The organism is Agrobacterium genomosp. 2 str. CFBP 5494 (assembly GCF_900013495.1).
GTDB classification, from domain to species: Bacteria; Pseudomonadota; Alphaproteobacteria; order Rhizobiales; family Rhizobiaceae; genus Agrobacterium; species Agrobacterium pusense.
The window spans coordinates 2694032-2713272 of record NZ_LT009718.1 but is presented as its reverse complement, the minus strand read 5'-3'; the positions used below and the strand labels follow the sequence as shown (position 1 = coordinate 2713272).

At 58.9% G+C, this 19241-nt stretch carries 20 protein-coding genes; 12 read left to right on the top strand and 8 right to left on the bottom strand.

Annotated features, from left to right (window positions below; translation table 11 throughout):
* The first annotated feature begins 67 nt into the window (after positions 1–67).
* The gene (locus AGR2A_RS13615; RefSeq protein ID WP_072494714.1) at positions 68–1000 is read left to right on the top strand and encodes an extensin-like domain-containing protein; all 933 of its coding nucleotides are present in this window, start codon (positions 68–70) and stop codon (positions 998–1000) included.
* 56 nt (positions 1001–1056) lie between these two features.
* Here AGR2A_RS13615 and AGR2A_RS13610 read toward each other — a convergent pair whose 3' ends face one another.
* The gene (locus AGR2A_RS13610) at positions 1057–3297 is read right to left on the bottom strand and encodes a TonB-dependent hemoglobin/transferrin/lactoferrin family receptor (RefSeq protein WP_072494713.1); all 2241 of its coding nucleotides are present in this window, start codon (positions 3295–3297) and stop codon (positions 1057–1059) included.
* A 355-nt stretch (positions 3298–3652) separates the two neighbouring features.
* On the opposite strand from AGR2A_RS13610, the gene AGR2A_RS13605 reads away from it, so the two are divergent.
* Positions 3653–4174 (top strand): TIGR00645 family protein, encoded by a 522-nt coding sequence (locus AGR2A_RS13605; RefSeq protein ID WP_004443046.1) that lies wholly within the window; start codon positions 3653–3655, stop codon positions 4172–4174.
* Positions 4175–4269: 95 nt separating this feature from the next.
* Entirely contained in the window at positions 4270–4986 is a 717-nt protein-coding gene (locus AGR2A_RS13600) for a helix-turn-helix transcriptional regulator (protein WP_072494712.1), read from the top strand.
* 30 nt (positions 4987–5016) lie between these two features.
* Here AGR2A_RS13600 and AGR2A_RS13595 read toward each other — a convergent pair whose 3' ends face one another.
* From AGR2A_RS13595 to AGR2A_RS13585, 3 genes are all read right to left on the bottom strand, one after another.
* Positions 5017–6174, bottom strand: coding sequence for a DUF2333 family protein (locus AGR2A_RS13595; protein ID WP_072494711.1), 1158 nt, complete (start codon positions 6172–6174; stop codon positions 5017–5019).
* 236 nt (positions 6175–6410) lie between these two features.
* A complete protein-coding gene (locus AGR2A_RS13590) occupies positions 6411–6860 on the bottom strand; it encodes a pseudoazurin (protein WP_072494710.1) in 450 nt (149 codons plus the stop codon).
* A 111-nt stretch (positions 6861–6971) separates the two neighbouring features.
* Complete coding sequence (locus tag AGR2A_RS13585; RefSeq protein WP_072494954.1) at positions 6972–7553, bottom strand: thymidine kinase; 582 nt, start codon at positions 7551–7553, stop codon at positions 6972–6974.
* A gap of 373 nt (positions 7554–7926) precedes the next feature.
* Here AGR2A_RS13585 and AGR2A_RS13580 point away from each other — a divergent pair, with 373 nt between their 5' ends.
* The 4 genes from AGR2A_RS13580 (at position 7927) to AGR2A_RS13565 (ending at position 11769) form a co-directional block, all read left to right on the top strand.
* Complete coding sequence (locus AGR2A_RS13580) at positions 7927–8829, top strand: choline ABC transporter substrate-binding protein (protein WP_373887382.1); 903 nt, start codon at positions 7927–7929, stop codon at positions 8827–8829.
* A 187-nt stretch (positions 8830–9016) separates the two neighbouring features.
* A complete protein-coding gene (gene choW, locus AGR2A_RS13575; protein WP_004443035.1) occupies positions 9017–9868 on the top strand; it encodes a choline ABC transporter permease subunit in 852 nt (283 codons plus the stop codon).
* On the top strand, positions 9865–10911 hold the full coding sequence (gene choV, locus AGR2A_RS13570; RefSeq protein ID WP_004443032.1) for a choline ABC transporter ATP-binding protein: 1047 nt from the start codon (positions 9865–9867) through the stop codon (positions 10909–10911). The genes choW and choV overlap by 4 nt, the downstream gene beginning before the upstream one ends.
* Before the next feature lie 537 nt (positions 10912–11448).
* Entirely contained in the window at positions 11449–11769 is a 321-nt protein-coding gene (locus AGR2A_RS13565) for an ArsR/SmtB family transcription factor (protein ID WP_003524068.1), read from the top strand.
* A gap of 128 nt (positions 11770–11897) precedes the next feature.
* On the opposite strand, the gene AGR2A_RS13560 is transcribed toward AGR2A_RS13565, so the two are convergent.
* Positions 11898–13073: a DUF3095 domain-containing protein gene (locus AGR2A_RS13560; RefSeq protein WP_072494953.1), complete on the bottom strand. Its 1176-nt coding sequence runs from the start codon at positions 13071–13073 to the stop codon at positions 11898–11900.
* A gap of 286 nt (positions 13074–13359) precedes the next feature.
* Here AGR2A_RS13560 and AGR2A_RS13555 point away from each other — a divergent pair, with 286 nt between their 5' ends.
* The 4 genes from AGR2A_RS13555 (at position 13360) to queF (ending at position 16473) form a co-directional block, all read left to right on the top strand.
* Entirely contained in the window at positions 13360–14463 is a 1104-nt protein-coding gene (locus AGR2A_RS13555) for a branched-chain amino acid ABC transporter substrate-binding protein (RefSeq protein ID WP_004443027.1), read from the top strand.
* A gap of 67 nt (positions 14464–14530) precedes the next feature.
* The gene (locus AGR2A_RS13550; protein WP_072494709.1) at positions 14531–14929 is read left to right on the top strand and encodes a glyoxalase superfamily protein; all 399 of its coding nucleotides are present in this window, start codon (positions 14531–14533) and stop codon (positions 14927–14929) included.
* Positions 14930–15089: 160 nt separating this feature from the next.
* Complete coding sequence (locus AGR2A_RS13545) at positions 15090–15992, top strand: cation diffusion facilitator family transporter (protein ID WP_004443025.1); 903 nt, start codon at positions 15090–15092, stop codon at positions 15990–15992.
* A 16-nt stretch (positions 15993–16008) separates the two neighbouring features.
* The gene (gene queF, locus AGR2A_RS13540; RefSeq protein ID WP_004430149.1) at positions 16009–16473 is read left to right on the top strand and encodes a preQ(1) synthase; all 465 of its coding nucleotides are present in this window, start codon (positions 16009–16011) and stop codon (positions 16471–16473) included.
* A gap of 25 nt (positions 16474–16498) precedes the next feature.
* On the opposite strand, the gene AGR2A_RS13535 is transcribed toward queF, so the two are convergent.
* Positions 16499–17251, bottom strand: a complete 753-nt coding sequence (locus AGR2A_RS13535) for a DUF2076 domain-containing protein (protein ID WP_072494708.1) — start codon at positions 17249–17251, stop codon at positions 16499–16501.
* 100 nt (positions 17252–17351) lie between these two features.
* Positions 17352–17942: a HupE/UreJ family protein gene (locus AGR2A_RS13530; RefSeq protein ID WP_072528751.1), complete on the bottom strand. Its 591-nt coding sequence runs from the start codon at positions 17940–17942 to the stop codon at positions 17352–17354.
* A 233-nt stretch (positions 17943–18175) separates the two neighbouring features.
* Here AGR2A_RS13530 and AGR2A_RS13525 point away from each other — a divergent pair, with 233 nt between their 5' ends.
* The gene (locus AGR2A_RS13525; protein WP_003523060.1) at positions 18176–18757 is read left to right on the top strand and encodes an ATP-dependent Clp protease proteolytic subunit; all 582 of its coding nucleotides are present in this window, start codon (positions 18176–18178) and stop codon (positions 18755–18757) included.
* A gap of 71 nt (positions 18758–18828) precedes the next feature.
* Here AGR2A_RS13525 and AGR2A_RS13520 read toward each other — a convergent pair whose 3' ends face one another.
* Positions 18829–19071, bottom strand: a complete 243-nt coding sequence (locus AGR2A_RS13520) for a pentapeptide MXKDX repeat protein (RefSeq protein ID WP_072494707.1) — start codon at positions 19069–19071, stop codon at positions 18829–18831.
* Positions 19072–19241: the final 170 nt, after the last annotated feature.

Genomic DNA, 19241 nt, shown 5'->3' with positions numbered 1-19241 from the left:
GGGAATGAACCTTACGGGCCGCCGCGGCGTTGCACCCCTGCCGAAACGGTCAGGAGTGCCCCGTAAAATGCTTCATCGCCTTTGTCTTCTGGTAACCACCCTCGCACTGATTTCTGCCTCTGAACCGCCGGCGCAGGTGCCGCAGCCGAAACCGGGTGAGGGGCAGTCCTCCACCCCCTCGGAAAAGCCATCCGACGAGACGCCGCAAAGGCCGGCGGAAGCACCCAAACCCGTTCCCAAGCCGCAGCCCGAGGAGAAGCCGGTCGCGAAACCCGATGCTTCCGGAAACCAGCAATCCGATGGTGAAAAGACACCCGCAGACAAGGGTTCCGATGACGCCAAGAAGGAAGGCGAGGACAAGGATGGCGTGGAGCAGAAGAAACCGACTGTCGAAGCGGCGAAACCTGAGGAGAAGCCACCGGAGCCGGTGAAGCCGGAGGACCCGGCCGCACTCCAGGCATGTCTTGCCTCGTTGAAGGAGATTGGCGCCGAGTTCGAACCTCTTGAGCCCGTCCGCGACGAGGAACAGGGGTGCGGCATCGAATCGCCCGTCGAGCTATCGGTGGTTCTGCCTGGCATCAAGCTGGAGCCATCGGGGACCATGCGCTGCGAAACCGCGCTTGCCCTTTCACGCTGGACCAAGGAGATGATGGTGCCGGCGGCCGCTCTCGCTTTCCCGGACAGAAAGGTGACGACGATCGCCAATGCCTCGACCTATATTTGCCGAAACCGCAACAGCGCGGAAAACGGCAAGATTTCCGAACATGCCAAGGGCAATGCCGTGGATATTTCTACCATTTCCTTCGATAAGGGCGAGCCGCTGGTGATGAAGCCGCGCGGTGAGGACGGGACGCCGGAAGGCGCTTTCCAGCGCACGATTACCGCTGCCGCCTGCCTGTTTTTCCGCACGGTCCTTTCGCCCGGCAGCGATGCTACCCATCAGGATCACCTGCATCTCGACGTGCTGGAGCGAAAAGGCGGCTATCTCTATTGCCGCTGACAAAAAGGGGCGACCCGAAAGGCCGCCCGACTGGAGTTGATGCTTCCGCCCCGGATTTAGAACTTCTGGGTCAGGGAGATTTTGAAGGTGCGGCCTGCTTCCGTGTAGAAATCGACCGGCTGATTGACGGTGCTGACCGAATTCGGGTTCACGTCGCGGACGCCGACGGCATTCCAGTATTTCCTGTCGAACAGGTTGTAGATGCCGGCCTGGATGCGCAGGCCTTTGGTCTGCTCGGGTTCCCACCAACCGGTCAGGTTGAAGACGCCGTAACCGGGGGCGTCGAAAGTGTTGGCCACCCTGTCGTCACGCATGCCGGCGGAGAAAACGCCCGTCAGTTCCGTGCCCCAGACATCCTGCGCATAACCCACGCCGAGGACGGACTTGAACGGTGCCACCGTGCGGATGAACTCGTTGGTGTCGGTGTCCTTGCCATAGGCGTAGGCGAGCGAAGCGTGGGCGAAGAAGCCGTTTGCCAGATCCTTGCGGACCTTGGCCTCCACACCGGAGATTTCGACGTTGTTGCGGTTGCGATAGGTAAACAGCGATCCGTTGCCCCTGCCGCCGAAGCCGGGGAAGAGCGTTGTCGAGGTCGTATATTGTTCGATGAAGTTCTTGTACTTGTTGTGGAACAGCGTCAGGCTTCCCGTCAGGTCGCCGGAGGCGTAGTTCGCACCGATCTCGAAACCGTTGCTGGTCTCGGGATTGAGGGCGGAGTTGCCGACAACAGCGTAACCGGAGCTGACGTTGGAGAAGTTCAGATACAGTTCGTTGATCGTCGGGGCACGATAGGCCATCGACCATTGTGCGAAAAGCTGTAGTTCGGGCGTGACGTCATAGGTGGCAAGAAGCTTCGGCGAGAAGCGCGAGCCGCTATTGCCGCTCGGCAGGCCGAATGTTCGGTAGCCGCTGTTGCTGGAAACGGAGCCATCGGGATCGTAATCGTAGGAATCGAAGCGCAGGCCGGGGGTCAGTCGGAAGCCGTTGCCGAAGGCGATTTCGTCATCGAGATAAAGGCCGAGGCTCTTGCCGCTCACGTCAGGCATGTCCGATTGCGATGATGAGGTCGAACCGGCCGTATTGGCGAAAAGCTCCTGGCTGAAATCGGTGGTCATGGCGTTGCCGCCGAAACGGACGGTGTGCTGCACGCCGCCAAGCTCGAACCCGGATTCCAGGCCCCCGACGATACCGAAGGCGCTGTTGCGCATGCTGTCTTCGCGAATATAGAGGGAATTATTGGTCAGCCGGTCGCCAGCGCCGGATTCCTTGGAGAGGCGCGTCCAGTAGAGCGACAGATTGGCGGCATCGATCACGCTGTCAGTCGAGGGCGCCTCGTATTCATAATCAAGCGAGACGCGGTCGCGCTCAGTGTCCTCGTAACCGCGGTAATCGCCGATGCGATAGGTCGAGCCCGATACGCTGACACCCTGAAGGGTTTTCATGTCGCTGCGGTCTCTCAGCGAATACCGTTCGGCAGTAAGTCCTATGCGGTGGCCACCTTCCAGATCCTGGCGGATCTTGAACATCAGGTTGCTTTCATAGGTGTCGGCGGGGTTGGGCTTGGTGCGGCGCGTGCCGTAGATGTCTGCCGTACCCTTGTTGTCCGTTTCATTGCCGCGTTTGTAGGAGCCCTGGAACAGGACCGAGGTGTTTTCGATCTTCTTGGCGACGGCGAGCGATCCGCCCACGCTCCTGTCCTCGCTGTCATAGGTGGTCTTGACGACACCGCCCCAGTCCCTGCCTTCGCCGATCAGGTCTTCCGGCTCGAGCGTGCGCAGCACCAGCGCGCCGCCGAGAGCACCGGAGCCGATGCGGCTGGAATCGGCGCCACGCACCACATCAACGGTCGAAAGCGATGAGAAATCAAAGCTCGAATTCGTATTGCTCAATGTGGTGGTGGCCTGACCCTGCCGGGCGAAGTTTTCGAAGAAGGGAACGGGAATATTGTCGATCAAAGTGACGACGCGTGCGCCGCCGAGGCCGCGAATGAACAGGCCGCCGGGCCGGCCGGGCTTGGCGTCGACGTAATCGACGCCGGGTTCCGTGCTGTTGCCGAGGTCCTTGATGCTGCCGATGTCCTTCTTGCGGATATCTTCCGCCGTCGTCTGGCTCGCCAGCGGGGTGTCGGCTACGGCATTGGCGCTTTTGACGCGCTTGCCCTTGACGACGATTTTTTCGAGCGTGGTGGTGCCGTCCGCCTGCGCCGCGGCATCCTGCGCCCGCACGGGGCCGGCGAGCGGCAGAAGAGAGATGGCAGTGCACAGAAGCAGCGCGGAATGCGTGCGCGAAATGGACATTAAATACCCCCAGGTAGGCGCGCGAATAGGCCACGGCGTGCGAAAGCACGCCGCGTTTGCCGTCGCGGCTGAAACTGTTTTGATTGTTACGGGCGAGCCGGTAAGCGAGGACTAAAAAACATGATTATAACTGTCAACATTATTATATATGACTTTTAGCATCATGTTTTAAAGCGGGGCGCTATGTTGCAAAAATATTACGTTTGCGGGCCGCGGCCAAAAAAGATGGGTAAGGACGAAAACGCCACGATGCGGTCAAAGTGCCGACATTGATGCTTGCTACGATCTTAGCGGTCAGTTTACATGGCGAAAGAAAGCATACCCGAAAATAACAGTTTAATTATCGGATACGGAAATGAAGTCTCTTGAACTGCTCGTCGAGCGGATCATTCTCTCCAGCCGCTGGCTGCTGGTCGTTTTTTATCTCGGCCTGGTCGCGGCGCTGGCTGTCTACGCCTTTTCTTTCGCGCTCAAGTTTCTGAAAGTTGCGAAGAACGTTTTTACCTACGACGAAGCCGACATGATCCTTGCCATGCTGGGCCTGATCGATGCGGCACTCGTCGCCAGCCTGATCGTCATGGTGATGATTTCCGGTTACGAGAACTTTGTCAGCCGTTTCGACGATGCCGATGCGGAGGTTTCGTTTCTGGGCAAGCTTGATGCCGGAAGCCTGAAAATCAAGGTCGCGTCGTCAATCGTGGCCATTTCGTCCATTCACCTGCTGCAAATCTTTCTCAATGCCAATCAGTACTCGGACAGCAAGCTGATGTGGTTCACGATCATCCATCTGGCTTTTGTCGCCTCGGCGGTCATGCTTGGTTTCCTGGAGAAACTGATGGCCAAGCCGAAGGACAAGGCCGAAAAGCCGGTGCTTTAGCAGGGTAATCCAGACGATATGAAGGTCGCAACCCCGTCATGGCCACGCATTTTTTCGCTCCTGGCGTCAAGACCCGGCGCGGAGAGGGGGCGTGAATGGTGAAGACGGAGCGTCAGGCGAGGCTATGCGATGATCTGTCGGCTGCTACCGACAAGTCCCAATGGCTGGAGGCGCTGCAGGAAGTGATGCACGCCTTCGGTTACGCCTATGTGACCCTGCTGCTCCTGCCCGGCGGCCAAAATGCCTATGGTTTGCCGACGGTCATTGAAAGCAGCCTGCCAATCTGGGTCGTGAATGCGATGACCAGCGACGGTGCGCTCGGGGATTGTCCCGTCATCAGGCGCGGCGCATCATCGATGATGCCGCAATATTGGTCGTTGCAGGACCCGGACATTGCGTGTGAAACGCTTCAGGATGCCGTATCCTCCGTGCGCAGCATGGGCATCACTTCGGGTCTCATGGTCCCGGTACACGGCATGAACGGCAATCGGTATCTGATGAATTTCGCAGGCGATCGCGATACCCTGCAACAGGCCGCGCTGAACGAGCTGGGCATGATCGCGCTACATGCGCTGGAGGTCTATGACCGGCTTTGCCGCACCGGCTCCAGAGGGCCTTCACCGCTGACGAAGCGGGAACTCGACGTGGTGCGCTGGACGGCGCAGGGGAAGACCTCGGTGGAGATTGCCGAGCTTCTCTCCATCTCGGAACATACCGTCAACGCCTATATGAACAACGCCATCCGCAAACTCGACTGCGTGAACCGCACCCAGCTGGTGGCCAAGACCATACGCCTTGGCCTGATCGTCTGATCGGTCCCGCCCTTCGGGAAAACCTGCGCCTTATCGGTCGAGAACCGAGCGAAGCTCGACGAGATTGGAGCGAACCCGCAAAACGTAAAATCCCATGGTGGCCAGGTGCGACGGCATGATCCAGCCGCTCTCCTCACCATTGGAGATGATCGCCGGCTGGATGCGCAAGGCTGCGCGGGTCTGCAGGAGCGTGTCGTTCCACAGGTTGGTGAGGTTGCGTTCGCGGATGACCTGCGCGAAGTCGGATCCGGCCGCGGAAAGTACGCCGTAATAACCGTAGAGCTGGCCATAGGCGAACCAGAAACGGTCGTCGGCGCGGGTATCGAACCAACCGCCATTATAGTTTTCCGAACGCTCACGCAGGATGGCCGATGTCGAGCCGATATCGCCGGCAATGCGGTCGATGAACTGGATCAGGTTGTCGGCGCGGGTGTCGAAGACGGCCTTGCAGGCGACGAGCTCGCCATTGAAGGCCTGGAAGCTGCGGATCGCGGCGCGGTAATAGCTGGGAGTCGGCGTCTTCGGGCCGAAGGGATCGAGACCGAAATACCAGGAATATTCGCTGAACTGCATATTGCCACGCGCTTCCTGGAGGTTGTTGTTGATGCCCGATGTCCCGCGCACGCGCCCGAGCGTATCCACCAGCTCCACCGAGGTGCGGCGCACGGCCTGGTTCACGCCGCGCTGGAATGAGGCCTTGTTGTCGAGAAACGGTGTGCTATCCCAGTCCATGCCGAAGAGACCGAGGCGATAGAGCAGCATAGAGGAAATCCATGCATTCTGGTTGACGTTGAAATCGGTGAGATCGGCGGCAGCGTCAACGATGGCCGAGCGCTGGCACACCGGTGCCGATGTGTTGGCGGCTGCACCGGTTACGCCAGCGGGCGACGTCGGGGAGGCGGCCGGCAGTTCCTGTCCGGGCGGCACGGTCCGTTCAGCAAGCTTGTAACGGGAAATGTAATCCGGATCGAAATTGCTCCAGACCTGCGTTTGCCAGACGAAATATCCGTAGAAGCCGGCAAGCAGGATGAGAACCAGAGCGATCGGGCCCTTGATGAGCCAGTTGCGGCCGCTGTACCAGCCATGGGCGGCCATGAAGGGCCATAAAAGCCAGGCGACGAGAAGACCGGCGGCCCTGCCGATGGCACTGAAGGCTGCCTGAATCGTGGCGGTGATCCGGTCTATCATGTCGTCATAGTCTCCTCTGCCCGTGGGGCTGGATGCCGGAATAAAACCACCATCCGGTGGGGCGCCCTTCGGCGCCTGGTCGGACTCCGGTCATTTACTGTCCTGCAGATATGTCCCGGTCAACCGGGATACAACATGATTGCGAAACTTTTCTCAACCTGCGGTCCGCGCCGGCCATCATCGCTCTCCATACGGACTGCGACGTAACGGCCGCCGTGGAGCCGGAGGGCAAGCAGTCAGAGGCCGAGCCTGGCGATCTCCTCATTCAGCCGGTCGCGTGCCTTTTTCGGCAGTTTGCCGCTCTTGACGGCATCGAGGTTGGCCGGCACGGCGTCGCCCACGACAACGAGCGCGACCATGCCCATGCCGAGATGCGGCGTGCATTTGACGACGTAGGCGCCTTCTTTCTCGACCGTCAGCTTCACCGCCTCGTTCATCTTGCCCTTGAACTCGGAAACCCCCTCGGGGATCATATCCTTCACGGCTGCCGCGTCATGGCCCTTGTCCACCGGAATGAAGGTGATGACGTCACCTACGGCAGCCTTGACGGTTGCGGGCTCGAAGACCATCGCCTGACCATCGCTGCCCTTGTTGAGCATCTTCACTTCGATTTCGGCAGACAGGGCGGGGAAGGCAAAAATTCCAGCAATGACGAGGCTGGCAAATCCGGCAATTTTGTTCTGCATAATTTTGCTCCTGAGAGAAAGCACATCCAAGCGGATGTCCCCGCCGTTCTAGCGCAGGAGCCGGGCGGTCATCTTTGCGAAAAATCAAATGCGGCAACCGGACGCAGCCGCTCAGCCGCCGTTGAACATCTCCACCCAGTGGCGGCGGCAGAAGGAAACATATTTTTCGTTGCCGCCTACCTCAATCTGCGCGCCTTCCGTGACGACATTTCCTTCATTGTCGAAGCGGGCCACCATCGTCGCCTTGCGGCCGCAATGGCAGATGGTGCGGATTTCGCGCAGCTCGTCGGCAATCGCAAGCAGTTCTTTTGAGGCAGGGAAGAGCTTGCCCTGGAAATCCGTGCGCAGACCATAGGTCATGACCGGGATGTTCAGCCGGTCGACAATCTCGGCAAGCTGCCAGACATGGTGTTCTGAGAGGAAATTGGCCTCGTCGACGAAAACGCAGGCGACGGGCGCCTGTACATGCAGGGCCGATACTTCAGCGAACAAATCGGTATTTTCATCGAAGGTCAGGGCGTCGGAGGACAGACCGATGCGCGAGGCGACACGGCCGACGCCGGCGCGGTCGTCAAACGCGGCCGTGAAGATCAGCGTGCGCATGCCGCGCTCCTGATAATTATAGGACGCCTGCAGCAGCATGGTCGATTTGCCGGCATTCATCGTCGAATAATTGAAATAGAGTTTTGCCATTATCCACTCCCGGAGCGCCTTCGCGCCTTTCGGACGCCTCGCAACCTCACGAAACGGCGCGCCGGATTTCACCAGGCGATCACAAAGCCCGGTCCGATGCCGCATCAGGCGTCTTTTGACGAGGAAGATGTGGATTGAAAAGTGCGCAGGCGCGAAAAACACAGATTTCTGCGGTCTGCTTTTTCCCATCTGCAGGTTCGAATCCCGACGTTTTTGCCGTTTTTGTCGCAAACGGGCGGGCCAAAGCACGCAAATGCACGCGAGTTGATTGTGGCCGGAAGATATTGATAATGGCAAGGGAACGAAAAAAAGGGAGCAAACAATGTTTGCAAATAGACGTCGCTGTCTGGTTCTGGCCGCAGCAATCTCCTCCATGACGTTCAGCGCGGCCGGTGCCGCCGAACCGGCAAGCTGCGGCACGGTGCGGTTTTCCGATGTGGGCTGGACCGACATCACCGCCACAACGGCCACCGCCACGGTGCTACTGAAAAGCCTCGGCTATGAAACCGACGTCAAGCTTCTTTCGGTTCCCGTTACCTATACATCCCTGAAAAACAAAGACATCGATGTCTTCCTCGGCAACTGGATGCCGACCATGGAAGGGGATATCGCGCCTTACCGCGAAGACAAATCGGTCGAAACGCTGCGGGAAAACCTGACCGGCGCCAAGTATACGCTGGCGACCAACGCCAAGGGTGCCGAACTCGGCATCAAGGATTTCAAGGACATCGCCACGCACAGCGACGCGCTTGGCGGCAAGATTTACGGCATCGAGCCCGGTAATGACGGCAACCGCCTGATCCTCGACATGGTGGCCAAGGATACATTCGGATTGAAGGCGTTCGAAGTCGTCGAATCCTCCGAGCAGGGGATGCTGTCGCAGGTCGCCCGCGCGGAAAAATCCGGCGAGCCGATCGTTTTCCTCGGCTGGGAACCGCATCCGATGAATGCGAATTTCAAGCTCACCTACCTGACGGGCGGCGATGAGGTCTTCGGTCCCAACTTCGGTGGTGCGACGATCTACACCAATGTTCGCAAGGGTTATGTCGAGGAATGCCCCAATGTCGGCGCCTTCCTCAAGAACCTGCAATTTTCCCTGCCCATGGAAAACGAGATCATGGGCAAAATCCTGAATGACGGGCTTGAGGGCGAAGCTGCCGCCACCGCATGGCTGAAGGCCAATCCGGCTGCGGTCGAGCCCTGGCTCGCCAACGTCAAGACCAAGGATGGCAGCGCCGACGCCCTGCCCGCCGTCAAGAAGGCGCTTGGCCTTTAAAACGCAAGACTATGCATGAATGTATCCGGCCTGCGCGACAGGCTGGATACAGCGGGAAATATCGATGCCCATGCATGACCTTGCCCGCGCATTTTCAACGCATTGCAGGTCATGCGCCAGCACCGCGTCCGGCCGCCGTCTGCCGGTCGTTGTTTCTGCATTTGTTTAAGAAAGGTCTTTTCTTACCGTGGAATGGCTCAGCGCTCCTGAAAACCGCCTGCCCGTCGGCCGATATGCCAAGGAGGCCATCGACTGGCTGACCGGCAATCTCGCTTTTTTCTTCGATTGGCTTTCCTTCATTTTCCAAAGCGTCATCAACGCCCTGCTTTATGTGCTCCAGGCGCCGCATCCGCTGGTCATCGTGGCGATTGTCACGGCGCTTTCGGCCTGGACGCGACGCTCGATCGGCATGCCCGTCTTCACCGCACTCGGCCTGCTGCTCATCATCAATCTCGGCTATTGGAAAGCGACGACGGAGACGCTGGCGCTGGTGATCGCCGCCAGCGCCGTGTGCATGATCATCGGCATACCGCTTGGCATATTGGCGGCGAGGCGCAAATGGATCTATGCCGGCATGCGCCCGGTGCTGGACCTGATGCAGACCATCCCCACCTTCGTTTATCTCATTCCGGCGCTGGTGCTGTTCGGCCTTGGCATGGTTCCGGGGCTGATCGCCACCGTCATCTTCGCCATTCCGGCTCCGGTGCGGCTCACACGCCTCGGCATTGTCTCCACGCCGCCGGCGCTGGTCGAGGCGGCCGTCGCCTTCGGAGCAACGCCGTCGCAGGTGCTGCGCAAGGTGGAGCTGCCCTTTGCCGCGCCGCAGATCATGGCCGGTCTTACCCAGACGATCATGCTGTCGTTGTCGATGGTGGTCATTTCCGCGCTTGTCGGCGCCAATGGTTTGGGCGTGCCTGTCGTGCGCGCCTTGAACACCGTCAATATCGCCATGGGCTTCGAGGCGGGATTGTGCATCGTCATACTGGCGATCGTTCTTGACCGGCTTTTCCGCCTTCCCGGTACGGAGGATGATCTATGAGTGACGCCATCATCTTCGGAAATGTCGATATCGTCTTTGGCGACCGGCCCGATGCCGCGCTGCCGATGATCGACAGGGGCAGTACGCGCGACGAGATCAATGCCGAGACCGGGCTGGTGCTCGGTGTCGCCAATGCATCGCTGTCGGTGAGCGAAGGCGAGATACTCGTGCTTATGGGGCTTTCCGGCTCGGGCAAGTCGACGCTGCTCAGGGCCGTCAACGGGCTTGCGCCCGTGGTACGCGGCAATGTGGGGGTGAAGACCAAGACCGGCTTTGTCGATCCCTATCGCTCAACGGCCAAATCGCTCCGCGACCTGCGCATGCATACGGTTTCCATGGTGTTCCAGCAATTCGGTCTTCTGCCGTGGCGTAACGTGGCCGACAATGTCGGTTTTGGGCTCGAGCTTTCCGGCGTACCGGAAGCGGAGCGCAAACGCATGGTGGCCGAGCAGCTCGAACTGGTCAATCTTTCCGCCTGGGCCGACCGCAAGGTGGGAGAGCTTTCCGGCGGCATGCAGCAGCGTGTGGGACTGGCGAGAGCGTTTGCCACCGGCGCGCCGATCCTGCTGATGGACGAACCATTCTCGGCGCTCGACCCCCTTATCAGAAGCCGCCTGCAGGATGAGCTTCTCGAATTCCAGAGCCGGCTGAAGAAAACGATCCTCTTTGTCAGCCACGATCTGGATGAGGCTTTCCGCATCGGCAATCGTATCGCCATGATGGAAGGCGGACGCATCATCCAGTGCGGGACGCCGCAGCAGATCGTCAAGCAACCGGCCACGCAATATGTCGCGGATTTCGTGCAGAATATGAACCCGATCTCCATGCTGACCGCTGCGGATGTGATGAAGCGGGGCGTAGATGAACGCAACGGCCAGATGACCGTCGCGGCCACCGCCCGCCCGTCATCCCCCCTGATCGACATTCTCGATGCGCTGGCCAAACATTCCGGCGCAATCGGTGTCGTCGACAATGGCGCAATCGTCGGCACGATTTCCGCTGACGAAGTCGTGGCAGGGCTGACCCGTCATCGCAAAAAATAACTGGCTTTTGCCAGGAAACAAAAGGGACCTCCCTCACCGGGGGGTCCCTTTTGTTTTTCCGCAGATATTTCGGGCAAGTTACCTTCCCCCTGTTGGAAAGAGTATCTTTGACATCATAAGTTATGCATGAAAATTATTACTAATAAAAACCATATTGCAAATTTCGAGAAAATTGCGCAAAGTAAAACTAGATTCTGTAGCGCGTTGCTAAATTTAAGGTGGTATAAGCTTAAAGCCTCAAAATCGGTCGCGGGTTATGGTGATTTGGGAGCTGAAATTTTTATCATTTGTTGCTTATGAATACTTATTCTAATACATGTTTTTATTGTCAATGGGATAAAAATCAGGCAGAACGCCGATATTTTAGGTGAAGTGTCTTAGATGGATAATTAGTGAAGAATAGTCTTTGAAAGGGACACGATATAAGCAAGATTTAGGTATATACAACGTATCCACCGAATTATAAAAACACCTTTTGGAACACCTATAATAGCCACCATGACCGTCTTTCCGACTGTCATCAGGAGACTTGAGCGTATGGATAACCAATCTCTGTCGGAACATAGCATCGCCGCTGCAGACTTGCTCTCAGCGATGGCGAATCCCAAGCGCCTGATGATCTTATGCACGTTGGTGGATACGGAAGTGCCGGTCGGTGTTCTCGCCTCTCAGGTTGGTCTCAGCCAGTCCGCTCTTTCGCAGCATCTTTCGAAATTGCGGGCCCAGCGGCTGGTAAAGACACGACGGGATGCGCAGACCATCTATTATTCCAGCAACTCCGAATCCGTTAAGAAAATCCTGGCCTCCCTTGAGGAAATTTATTGCCAGGCGCAGAAGAGCAGCAAGACAGCCGCCTGATCCGGGGCCGTCAGGCCTCCGGCAGCATTGAATTGAAACCGGCGCTTGACGCCGGTTTTTCGTTTGTGAGTTACCTGACCGGGCGGGTGATCCCGCAAGGAGCGCGCTGGTCTTTGCGCCGGGTGCGATCAGCGGGCGGGCCCAGCCTGCATCTGCTGCTTGAGCAGGCTTGCTGCAGCCGCATATCCGCCGTCAGCGCCGTCCACGAAATGCATGTGATCCCGTGAAAGCGGGGAGGGTACGATACAGGTCATCAATGCGGCGTCCTGCTCATGCAGGCCGAAATAACAGCTTCCAGACAGGCGGCCTTGCTCCAGCCGGTCGCGAATTTTTTCGAGCCTTGCGCCGTCGATATCCACGGTCATCTTCAAACCGTCGTCGAATTTCCTGAAATCGGTATTGCTGGCGACGGAGCGCCGATAGCGCTCCGCATTAAACCGTCCGAGCGAAAGACCCGTCAAGCCGAGCAAATTGATAAGCAGGGTCTCGCCGAGAATACGGGACGAACGGCGCAACTGGCCCCAGACGTCGCGATGGGCCGCTCCTGCTCGTGCCTCGAGATTCAGTCCCTCCCGCACGAAACCGAGCTTCGGGCCCTCCTCAGGCACGGGGTGGCCATGCCTTCCGTCCTGCTCGGCCAGATCGACAAGATCGGTAACAAGCTTGCGGAATGCCGGCATGTCCCGCGACGGCCCCGGCACCGCTATGATGGATACAACCTTGCCACGGGTCGCCGGAATGGGATTCCAGCGGCATGAGAGGCCGGTCAGATCCGGGCGTTCGCCTGCGGCTGCGGTGGGCAGGATATAAAGGCCTTCCTTCATCCGTGCTTCAGCCCAGCTATTGCCGCCACCTGAAAACATCGCATAGGAAACATCGTCGCTTGCCTGAAAACGCGCGACGCGCACATCGAAGCCATTCTCACGAATATCCTCAACCGGAACCAGCGCTACCCGCATCGTAAGGTCGAGATCGTCCTTCACCCAACGCTGAACGGAAGAAAGAGCGGCGCTGGCAAGCGGCAGCCCGCCCGGGGGCACGGTGACGGCGGCGCCATCGCCGCCGAAAACGAAGGGCAGGTCGTGACGTCCGAGACTGTTCGACACACCGGAAATGACCGCCGCGCCGGCCATGTTCACCGCCTTGTATCGGCCGGTCTGGATCGCCGCCGTTGAATCGACGATATCGGCGATGGCAAGCCCCCATCCCGGTGGCAGGGCACGATAAAGCGCCGGATCAACCACGTCCTCAAAGCGCTGAAAAACGGGCAGGCCCGTCAGAAATTCGTCATCTGCTGTGATCATGCCGCGATTATCCTCCAGCGGCGGCCAAACGCCAAGCATTTCCATGGGTCGATACCGTGCTTCGGAGTGATAGGATCATGGCCCGCTTCGCGTTTGATTTACCTCTAATAGACCTAATCCAGCAAAGGTGACTTGCATAGATCATCAATCCTTCCGTATGAGTTGAGTGGAAGGCTCGGAATTCAAAAATGGAACGAGTTTTCGCCGGGAGGCGTCCGATAGTTTCATTCGGTCGGCGCCCATGGCGCTCACCGGGTCCCGCGACCCCCTTTAAGGAGACACCAGGATGAAACTGAAGACATTGACCAGCGTGACGCTTGCAGCGTCCTTCGCATTCGCACCCCTTGCCCATGCCGAAATCGTCATCGGCCTGATTGCGCCGCTTACCGGTCCTGTCGCCGCTTATGGCGACCAGGTCAAGAACGGCGCCCAGACGGCAGTCAATGAAATCAACAAAAAGGGCGGCATCCTCGGCGAACAGGTCGTGCTGAAGCTGGCCGACGATGGCGGCGAGCCGAAGCAGGGCGTTTCGGCCGCGAATCAGCTGGTTGCCGAAGGCATTCACTTCGTCGTCGGTCCGGTGACGTCCGGCGTCGCCATTCCCGCTTCGGACGTCTTTGCCGAAAACGGCGTGCTGATGGTTACGCCGACGGCGACTGCGCCGGGCCTTACCAACCGCGGCCTTTCCAACGTCTTCCGCACCTGCGGTCGCGATGACCAGCAGGCAGAGGTTGCGGCGAAATACGTTCTCGCCAACCTCAAGGACAAGAAGGTCGCCATCATTCACGACAAGGGCGCTTACGGCAAAGGCCTGGCAGATGCCTTCAAGGCGACGCTGAATGCCGGCGGCGTGACCGAAGTTCTCTACGATGCCCTGACGCCGGGCGAAAAGGACCTCGGCGCGCTGACGGCACGTCTGAAGTCCGACAATGCCGAGATCATCTATTTCGGCGGTTACCATCCGGAAGCCGGTCTTCTGGTGCGCCAGTTGAAGGATATCGGCTCCAAGGCTGCCGTTATCGGCGGTGACGGCCTGTCGAACAGCGAGTTCTGGAACATCGGTTCGCAGGCTGGCGAAGGCACGATCTTCACCAACGCTTCCGACGCGCTGAAGAACGCTGATTCCAAGGCTGCTGCGGAAGCGCTGAAGGCCGCCAACATTCCGGCGGAAGCGTTCACGCTCAACGCTTACGCTGCTGTCGAAGTCCTGAAGGCCGGCATCGAAAAGGCTGGTGCCAAGGATTCCGAAGCGGTTGCCAAGGTCCTGAAGAGCGGTGAAGCCTTCCCGACCGCAATTGGCAAGGTCACCTATGGCGAAAGCGGTGACCTGACCTCGCAGACCTTCTCGCTGTTCAAGTGGCAGGACGGCAAGATCGTCGCAGCCGAATAAGCTGACCTTACCGGCCGCACCTGTTGCGGCCGGTTTCATTTTATGGCCTGAAGAAGGTGAAGGCAGCATGGCCGATGCCGGGACGCGCATAGACGGAGATATCGCTTTCGAGCGGATATTCCCCATCCTCAGGATGTTCGACGAGGCCAAGGCACGGGAGTTCTATATCGATTTTCTCGGTTTCGAGGTCGACTGGGAACACCGCTTCGGCGAAAATTTCCCGCTCTACATGCAGATTTCACGCGCCGGAATGGGGCTGCATCTCAGCGGCCACCACGGCGATGCGACGCCGGGCTCCAACGTCTTCGTCACGATGCATGGCGTTCTCGCCTATCAGCGGGAACTGGCGGCAAAGGATTATCGCTTCATGAAGCCCGGCGTTGAAGAACTGCCATGGGGTAATGTGATGGAAGTGACCGATCCCTTCGGCAACCGCATTCGTTTCTGCGAGCAGAAAAGCGGATAGTGATGTTTTGGACGCGAGCGCAAGGCCCTTGACCTTGATCCTCGTTTGAACGATAGAACGCTCAAATAGCGAACCGCGCGCACGGGTACCCCCGTGCGCGCGGTTCGTGCGTTTTGGGACTTGATGATGCAATTCGTTCGCATCCGCACGGGGACAGAAAATGAACGTTGAAGGCAATGCGCTGGTCAGGAAGCTCGCATTCTGGGGCATTCCGCTTTCTTTCGGTGTACTCGGCCTCAAGCTTGTGGCCTGGTGGGTTACCGGCTCGGTCGCGCTGCTGTCCGACGGTCTGGAATCGACCGTCAACGTGGTCGCGGCTTTCATCGCCTATTTCGTCATTCGTTATGCGCAGAAGCCTGCCGATGACGACCACCAGTTCGGCCACCACAAGGCGGAGTATATTTCCGCTGTCGTCGAAGGGGTGCTGATCGTTGTCGCTGCCCTGCTGATCGTGCAGGAGGCCTGGGGCGCACTCTTCAATCCGAGACTGCCGGAAGCGCCGGTACTTGGTCTTGCCATCAATGCCGCGGCCGGGATCATTAACGCTGTCTGGGCGACAATATTGATCCGCGTCGGCAAACAGCATTCTTCGCCGGCGCTTGCGGCGGACGGCCACCACATCATGTCTGATGTCGTGACATCGGCAGGCGTACTTGTCGGCCTCGTCCTGGCATTGCTGACGGGCTATGCCATTCTCGATCCCGCGCTTGCCATTCTCGTGGCCGTCAACATTCTGTTTCAGGGCTCGAAGGTCATCCTGCATTCGCTTGGTGGCCTGATGGATCGGGCAGTGGAGCCCGAGGAGGATGAGGCGATCAAGAAGGCGATCGCAGCCAATTCCGGTGGCATTATCGGTGTCCATGATCTCAGAACCCGCCGCGCCGGTTCGGCCGCCTTCATCGATTTTCACGTCGTCGTACCGGCGATCATGACGGTGCGTGAGGCGCATGATATTTGCGACCGCCTTGAAGATGCCATAAGGGACGTCATACCGGGCGCCAGCCTTGCCATTCACGTCGAGCCGGAAGGCGAAAAGGCGCATGGCGTCAAAGTGATCGTTTAAAAAACAGGAGTTTTCCATGTCCGTGACGGATGTTTCCGGCCTGTCGCAGCTGGGCACGAAGGTCGATACGCCAGAGAGCCCTGAAAAGGCCGTTCTCGAAAAGGTGCCCAACGGCAATGCCGGCACCGATTATGTCGTGCGCTTTACCGCGCCCGAATTCACCTCGCTTTGCCCGATGACCGGCCAGCCGGATTTCGCCCATATCGTCATCGATTATATTCCCGGCGACTTTCTGGTGGAATCGAAGTCGCTGAAGCTGTTCCTGCAGTCCTTCCGCAACCATGGCGCATTCCATGAGGATTGCTCGGTCTATATTGCCAAGCGCCTTGTGGAGTTGCTGCAGCCGAAGTGGCTGCGTATCGGCGCCTACTGGTATCCGCGCGGCGGCATTCCGATCGACGTGTTCTGGCAGACCGGACCGGCGCCCGAGGGCGTATGGCTGCCGGATCAGGGCGTTGCCACTTATCGCGGCCGCGGCTGATCCGGCTCCTTAAAGGATAAAAAGTTCAGGCGAACGAGCTGTCGTCGCCTGAATCGAAATCGGCATCATCGGCGCTGTCGTCGTAATCGGCCTGCTGGATATCGTCGTCATTGTTATCCTGCGGGTTCGCGCTGTCACCATAATAGTTGTTGATGACCGTTTCTTCGACTGGCGCATTGCCAGTGCCGCTATTGCCGCCGAAGGGCGAGCCGAGACCGAGCGACGACATGTGGCTTCCGAAGATGCCGCTCAGCGAATTCGCAAGCAGCATGCCACCTGCAACGCCGGCTGCGGTGCCAAGCGCGCCCTGCAGGAAACCGCCGCCAGACCGGCCGGCTGCTGCCGGCTGCTGACCCCAAGGTCCACCGGGCTGCTGCTGGGCTGCCTGCGATCCCCACGGACCGGCCGTCTGGCCAGCGGTATCGTTGCGCCACGAGGCCGGGGCGGCAGCAGCAGGTGCTGGTGTCGGAGCTGGCGGCTGCGGCTGGCCGGTGCCGAAGATGGAACTGAGAAAGCCGCCCTGCGCTGCGGCCTGAGGGGCCGGGTTGGCGCTTTCCAATGCGTGGATGCGCTCTTCGAGCTGCTTGATATGGGCTGCTGCCGCTTCCAGTCCCTTCTCCTGCACGATCACCGCCTGAGCGAGATAGTAGGGAGCTGCGGGCTGATCGCGCACGGCGTCTGCGATCAACGTTTCCGCCTCGCGGTCACGCGGGGTGGCGGATGCGGCCTTGGTTCTTTCGAACAGGCCCTTGAGAAGCTGGCTTTCTTCCGGTGACATGTGCTGCCTCCTTACCGTGAAGCGAAATTCTACGATAAGGAGGTAGGCCACAATTTTGGCTTTTCAAAGCGGTCCGAATTTTAAATTTCGGTAATGATCCTCAGCCGCCGAAAGCGAGCGAGAGGCCCGCAATCGCCGTGAGCGCGCCAACCGTGCGGCTGGCGACCGAGCCGAAGCGGGCGATGCCGAGACCGAGGGCGATGCCGGCAAGGTGCAGGATGGCGGTGGCGATTATGAAGCCGATGCCGAATTGCAGCGCGCCCGCGCTGCCGAGTTCGCCGCCATGCGCATGGCCGTGGAAAAGCGCGAAAGCGCCGACAACGGCCGCGGCTGCTGCGGTGGGAAGCTTTGCCGCCATGGCGACCAGAAGGCCAAGGCCGATGACGGAGGCGAGAATGGCGGGTTCGACGAAGGGCAGGTCGATGCCGTAAACCGCCATCAGGAAGCCCACGGCCATGGTGCCGACGAAGGCGGCCGGCACGATCCACAGCGCCCTTCGGTCATTTTGCGCGACAGCAATCTGGGAGGCCCAGATGCCGACCGCCACCATCGCCAGAATATGATCCGCACCGAAGAAGGGGTGAGAGACACCGGCCATGAAGGAGCCGTGTTCTTCCGGGTTCAAATGCGCGAAAGCGGGCAGGGTGGTAAGGCCGAGCGCGGCGGCTGCAAGGCTTAGTCTTTTCAGCATGGTTCCCTCTTAAGATTATCGCCGCCCACCTGCTGTCTTGGGGTTCCGCAGCGTGCGGCACTGCAATGAGACGCTGACGATATCGCGAAGACGAACGAGCTGTCCATGCGTCATCTGCCGGGGGTGCTGTTTATTGTTCGGGCGCGAACCTTGTCTTTTTTGCTCATTGCCTTACGTAACAAGTCGCACTATGTCCGAAGGGCATGCACGAATTTTGCTGGAGAGAGCCGTTGATGAACGAAGACGAAGACGACAAGAGCAAGGAACTGCCGATCGGCAAGGAAACGGAAGCGAATCTTTTCAAGTCGCGTTCGATCTTCATCTATGGTGGCATCACGCAGGAACTGGCGCAGAAGGTCTGCACGCAGCTCGTGGCCCTTGCCGCCGCCAGCGACGACGACATCCGCGTTTACGTCAATTCTCCGGGCGGTCATGTCGAATCGGGTGATTCCATCCACGACATGATCAAGTTCATCAAGCCGAAGGTTTACATCATCGGCACGGGCTGGGTCGCCTCCGCCGGCGCGCTGATCTATGTTTCGGTGCCGAAAGAACGTCGCCTTTGCCTGCCGAACACCCGCTTCCTGCTGCACCAACCCTCCGGCGGTACGCGCGGCATGGCGTCCGACATCGAAATCCAGGCTCGCGAAATCATCAAGATGAACCAGCGCCTGATCAAGATCTTCTCCAAGGCCACCGGCCAGAGCGAAGAAAAGATCGCCAAGGATATCGATCGCGATTACTGGCTCGGCGCGGAAGAGGCCAAGGACTATGGCCTCGTCGGCAAGATCGTCGAAAGCCAGTCGGAACTCTGAGTTCCGGATTTTCAGTCGAGAAAGCCCGTGTCGGTGAAAACCGATGCGGGCTTTTTCCTTTCGGGCCGTTGTTATTTCATCATATCGCAGGCCTTCATCATGTCGGCTTTCTTCATCTTGTCCATTTCCATACCGGCCTTGTGCATGCAGGCCTTCTTGCCGGTCACGGACATGCCATCTTTTTTCATCGTCTCCATTTTCATCGCGTCGGGCTTCGTGGGGTCGGTCTTCATGCCGTCGGCATGGGCGATGCCCGTGAGGGAAACACTAGAGAGCAGGGAGGCGGCGGCAAAGGCGGTGAAAATGCGGGTCATGAAGGGTCTCCTCTGGACGTTATCGAATGTCCGCCGGCATCATGTCGGGGATCACGATTGTCCATTCGGGAGAAATGGGCGGTCGTTACAGCTTCACACGTTTGTGACAACATCTTCGGGCGAGATTTTTCAAACCACCGTGTAACAATATGCTGCCGACCGCGAATAAC

What these genes read in the sequence shown, in the direction of transcription:
- AGR2A_RS13615 (WP_072494714.1), top strand. Translation starts at nt 68, where the DNA reads ATGCTTCATCGCCTTTGTCTTCTGGTAACCACCCTCGCACTGATTTCT.
- AGR2A_RS13610 (WP_072494713.1), bottom strand. Translation starts at nt 3,297, where the DNA reads ATGTCCATTTCGCGCACGCATTCCGCGCTGCTTCTGTGCACTGCCATC.
- AGR2A_RS13605 (WP_004443046.1), top strand. Translation starts at nt 3,653, where the DNA reads ATGAAGTCTCTTGAACTGCTCGTCGAGCGGATCATTCTCTCCAGCCGC.
- AGR2A_RS13600 (WP_072494712.1), top strand. Translation starts at nt 4,270, where the DNA reads ATGGTGAAGACGGAGCGTCAGGCGAGGCTATGCGATGATCTGTCGGCT.
- AGR2A_RS13595 (WP_072494711.1), bottom strand. Translation starts at nt 6,174, where the DNA reads ATGATAGACCGGATCACCGCCACGATTCAGGCAGCCTTCAGTGCCATC.
- AGR2A_RS13590 (WP_072494710.1), bottom strand. Translation starts at nt 6,860, where the DNA reads ATGCAGAACAAAATTGCCGGATTTGCCAGCCTCGTCATTGCTGGAATT.
- AGR2A_RS13585 (WP_072494954.1), bottom strand. Translation starts at nt 7,553, where the DNA reads ATGGCAAAACTCTATTTCAATTATTCGACGATGAATGCCGGCAAATCG.
- AGR2A_RS13580 (WP_373887382.1), top strand. Translation starts at nt 7,927, where the DNA reads ATGACGTTCAGCGCGGCCGGTGCCGCCGAACCGGCAAGCTGCGGCACG.
- choV (WP_004443032.1), top strand. Translation starts at nt 9,865, where the DNA reads ATGAGTGACGCCATCATCTTCGGAAATGTCGATATCGTCTTTGGCGAC.
- AGR2A_RS13565 (WP_003524068.1), top strand. Translation starts at nt 11,449, where the DNA reads ATGGATAACCAATCTCTGTCGGAACATAGCATCGCCGCTGCAGACTTG.
- AGR2A_RS13560 (WP_072494953.1), bottom strand. Translation starts at nt 13,073, where the DNA reads ATGATCACAGCAGATGACGAATTTCTGACGGGCCTGCCCGTTTTTCAG.
- AGR2A_RS13555 (WP_004443027.1), top strand. Translation starts at nt 13,360, where the DNA reads ATGAAACTGAAGACATTGACCAGCGTGACGCTTGCAGCGTCCTTCGCA.
- AGR2A_RS13550 (WP_072494709.1), top strand. Translation starts at nt 14,531, where the DNA reads ATGGCCGATGCCGGGACGCGCATAGACGGAGATATCGCTTTCGAGCGG.
- AGR2A_RS13545 (WP_004443025.1), top strand. Translation starts at nt 15,090, where the DNA reads ATGAACGTTGAAGGCAATGCGCTGGTCAGGAAGCTCGCATTCTGGGGC.
- queF (WP_004430149.1), top strand. Translation starts at nt 16,009, where the DNA reads ATGTCCGTGACGGATGTTTCCGGCCTGTCGCAGCTGGGCACGAAGGTC.
- AGR2A_RS13535 (WP_072494708.1), bottom strand. Translation starts at nt 17,251, where the DNA reads ATGTCACCGGAAGAAAGCCAGCTTCTCAAGGGCCTGTTCGAAAGAACC.
- AGR2A_RS13530 (WP_072528751.1), bottom strand. Translation starts at nt 17,942, where the DNA reads ATGCTGAAAAGACTAAGCCTTGCAGCCGCCGCGCTCGGCCTTACCACC.
- AGR2A_RS13525 (WP_003523060.1), top strand. Translation starts at nt 18,176, where the DNA reads ATGAACGAAGACGAAGACGACAAGAGCAAGGAACTGCCGATCGGCAAG.
- AGR2A_RS13520 (WP_072494707.1), bottom strand. Translation starts at nt 19,071, where the DNA reads ATGACCCGCATTTTCACCGCCTTTGCCGCCGCCTCCCTGCTCTCTAGT.